The organism is Streptomyces niphimycinicus (genome assembly GCF_018883605.1).
In the GTDB taxonomy this organism is placed as follows: Bacteria; Actinomycetota; Actinomycetes; order Streptomycetales; family Streptomycetaceae; genus Streptomyces; species Streptomyces niphimycinicus.
This window is the reverse complement of record NZ_JAHLEM010001016.1, coordinates 1-2891: the sequence shown is the minus strand read 5'-3', so window position 1 is coordinate 2891 and position 2891 is coordinate 1. Positions and strand designations below refer to the sequence as shown.

The 2891-nt window shown below is 71.2% G+C and carries 4 protein-coding genes; 2 read left to right on the top strand and 2 right to left on the bottom strand.

Going from position 1 to position 2891, the window contains the following annotated elements; genetic code table 11:
* Positions 1-37 precede the first annotated feature (37 nt).
* Positions 38-1072 carry a FecCD family ABC transporter permease gene (locus KN815_RS46935; protein WP_216347888.1) on the bottom strand — a complete coding sequence of 345 codons (1035 nt, stop codon included), beginning with the start codon at positions 1070-1072 and terminating at the stop codon, positions 38-40.
* Positions 1073-1148: 76 nt separating this feature from the next.
* On the opposite strand from KN815_RS46935, the gene KN815_RS46930 reads away from it, so the two are divergent.
* Complete coding sequence (locus tag KN815_RS46930; protein ID WP_216347887.1) at positions 1149-1862, top strand: HAD family hydrolase; 714 nt, start codon at positions 1149-1151, stop codon at positions 1860-1862.
* Positions 1863-1892: 30 nt separating this feature from the next.
* On the opposite strand, the gene KN815_RS46925 is transcribed toward KN815_RS46930, so the two are convergent.
* Complete coding sequence (locus tag KN815_RS46925; protein WP_253209688.1) at positions 1893-2198, bottom strand: hypothetical protein; 306 nt, start codon at positions 2196-2198, stop codon at positions 1893-1895.
* 168 nt (positions 2199-2366) lie between these two features.
* Between KN815_RS46925 and KN815_RS51765 the strand changes: the two genes are divergently transcribed.
* Positions 2367-2750, top strand: a complete 384-nt coding sequence (locus tag KN815_RS51765; protein WP_014061494.1) for a cold-shock protein — start codon at positions 2367-2369, stop codon at positions 2748-2750.
* The last annotated feature ends 141 nt before the right edge of the window (positions 2751-2891 follow it).

The window sequence follows — 2891 nt, the reverse complement described above, 5'->3', positions numbered from 1 at the left end:
AGCGTGACCAGGAAGGGCACCCGGCTGTCGGTGGCGGTCACGCGGCCACCGTCTTCCGGCGGACCAGCGTGACCAGGAAGGGCACCCCGATCAGCGCGGTCATCACACCCGCCGGGACCTCGCTCGGCGGGAAGAGGATCCGGCCCACCACATCCGACACCAGCAGCATCACCGGGCCGATCAGGGCGGCCATCGGAAGGACCCAGCGGTGGTCGGTGCCGACGATCGCGCGGGCGATATGGGGGACCGCGAGGCCGATGAAGGCGAGCGGCCCGGCGGCGGCGACCCCGACGCCGGTGAGGATCGTGGCGCCGAGGGCGGCGACGACCCGTACGACCGCCACGTTCTGGCCGAGCCCCTTCGCGACGTCCTCGCCGAGCGCCAGCGCGTCCAGACCGCGTGCCACCGCGATCACCAGCACCGTGCCGACCAGCAGGAACGGCCAGATCTGGCCGACGATCTCGGTGTCCCGCCCGGCGAGCGAGCCGATCTGCCAGAAGCGGAACTCATCCAGGGCCGCCGCCTTCGTCGTCAGTACGCCCGTCGTCACGGACACCAGCAGCGCGTTGACCGCGGCGCCGGAGAGGGCGAGTTTGACCGGGGTCGCGCCGCCCCGCCCGCTGCCGGCGATGGCGTAGACGGCGACCGACGCCAGCCCGGCGCCCGCGAAGGCGAACCAGACATAGCCGTCCAGCGTGTGCACCCCGGCGAAGGCGATCGCGAGCACCACGCCCACCGAGGCCCCCTGGCTGACGCCGAGGATGCCCGGGTCGGCGATCGGGTTGCGGGTGATGCCCTGCATCACGGTGCCCGCCATGGCGAGCGCCGCGCCGACCATCAGCCCGATGACGGTGCGCGGCAGCCGCAGGGACCGCACGATGTCGGCCGCGTCGCTCGAACCGCCGTGCAGCAGCGCGTCCAGCACCGCGCTCGGCGCGATCTGGCGGCTGCCCACGGCGAGGCTGAGCAGGACGGCGAGCAGCAGGGCGACGACGGCCGCGGCCGTCCAGCCGAGGCGGCGGCGGACCAGTGAGGCTCTGGGAGGGCGGCTGCTGGTCCGGTCGGCGGTCATCGCTTCCGTTCGTTCGTCTCGCTCGTCGGCTACGAAGTTAGGCGAGGCTAAGTGTATGGGGTGGGGTCGGGGCACAATGGCGGGCATGGCTTCGTACTCCGCTCCGTCCCCCGCCCCCACCACCGCCCCGGGTCTCGCCGCGGACGCCGGGTCGCACACGGTGACCGTGGGCTTCGACCTCGACATGACCCTCATCGACTCCCGGCCGGGCATCAAGGCGGCGTACGAGGCGCTCTCGGCCCGGACCGGCACCTACATCGACTCCGACCTCGCCATCACCCGGCTCGGCCCGCCGCTGGAGCAGGAGCTGGTGCACTGGTTCCCCGACGAGCGGATCGAGGAGATGGGCGAGCTCTACCGCGAGCTCTACCCGGAGTACGCGATCGCGCCCACCCCGGCCATGACCGGGGCCCGTGAGGCGATCGAGGCCGTACGGCGGGCCGGCGGCCGGGCCATCGTCGTCACCGCCAAGCACGAGCCCAACGCCAAGCTGCACCTGAGCCATCTGGGCATCGAGGCGGACGCGGTCATCGGCTGGCTGTGGGCCGAGGCCAAGGCGGAGGCGCTGCGGGAGTACGGGGCGACGGTGTACGTGGGGGACCACACGGGTGACGTACGGGGCGCCCGTACGGCCGGTGCGCTGTCCGTGGCGGTCGCCACCGGGCCCTGCCCGGCGGATGAACTGCTGGCGGCCGGCGCCGACGTCGTCCTGGACGATCTGACGGCGTTCCCGGCGTGGCTGGCGGGGCACATAGGCGGTCACACGGCAAGCGGTCACCCAGCAAGCTGATCGGCTCGCAGACGCATACCCCGGGCTGATTCACCCGTTTGGCGGTACGGCCGTCCGGGGAGCCTGGGCGGCCGCGGCCTGCCGCCGCTGCGCCGCGATGGAGCGCAACAGCCCCGCGGCGGCGAGGGCGAAGCCGACCCCCATCAGCATGCACATGAAGTACGCCACCGACGGCAGCGGATCCGCGCCGAGGAAAAGCGGCGCGACGGTGATGAGCGTGGCCACCGCTCCGATGGCGAAGACGATGACGCCGGACCGGATGAGCCGGTCGCCGGGAAGGGGTGCCTCCCGGGGGTAGCCGGGGGAGCCGCCAGGGTGCGGGGTTTCATTACTCACCGCACCAGGGTAGATCCGTGCCAGAGCGCGCATAGGAACCACCCGGGTACGTCTTGTCACCAGGCTCGGGACCATTAGCCTTGGTGGTGGCGGGTCTTACGACCCGCTGTAGTGCTATCGAGAGCCGTTTTTCCGTGTTTTCCGACGAGCGACGAGGACGAGACAGACGTGCCTACCGGCAAGGTCAAGTGGTTCAACAGTGAGAAGGGCTTTGGCTTTCTCTCCCGCGATGACGGTGGCGACGTCTTCGTTCACTCGTCGGTGCTTCCGGAAGGCGTCGACGCACTAAAGCCGGGGCAGCGCGTGGAATTCGGCGTGGTGGCCGGAAACCGCGGAGACCAGGCATTGTCCGTCACCGTTCTCGACCCGACCCCTTCCGTGGCGGCCGCCCAGCGGCGCAAGCCGGATGAGCTGGCATCGATCGTCCAGGATCTGACCACCCTGCTGGAAAACGTGACGCAGCAGCTCGAGCGCGGCCGCTACCCGGACAAGGCACACGGCCACAAGATCGCGGGCATGCTGCGGGCGGTGGCCGACCAGCTCGACGTATGACCTGATCGGCCCGGCACGTACGACACCCCGTCAGCCGGACCCATCGCGGCGCCGGAATCCGCCGGAGCACCGGAATCCGCCGGAGCACCGGAATCCGCCGGAGCACCGGAATCCGCCGGAGCACCGGAATCCGCCGGAGCA